The sequence below is a fragment of the Paraburkholderia sp. SIMBA_053 genome (genome assembly GCF_046534895.1).
Classification (GTDB): Bacteria; Pseudomonadota; Gammaproteobacteria; order Burkholderiales; family Burkholderiaceae; genus Paraburkholderia; species Paraburkholderia caledonica.
Map to the genome: position 1 here is coordinate 1 of NZ_JAWRXU010000822.1, position 266 is coordinate 266.

1 pseudogene is annotated in these 266 nt (G+C 60.5%); it reads left to right on the forward strand.

The window, feature by feature from the left end:
• Positions 1–266 (forward strand): annotated as a pseudogene (locus tag SB753_RS37865) (hypothetical protein); the annotation flags it as partial.

A 266-nucleotide genomic window follows, 5' to 3' on the forward strand; every position in this document is an offset into this window, starting at 1 on the left:
GTGGTGTGGGTCGGCATCCAGCATCTGATGCCGCTCGCGGGCATTCCACGCAACGCGACGGGGCTGGTGTTTGGCAAGGTGGTGCAGGAATCGATCGGCGTGTGGGCGTATGTCGTCGGCACGGGCATTCACTTTGTCTTTGCGCTTGCGTGGGGCGTGCTGTTCGCACTGATCTGGCCGTACTTTCAACGCCGCGGATACGAAGCGACTTTTGTCGCGCTCTTTTACGCCGTGCTTGCGTGGATCGTGATGCACGTCGCGATCAT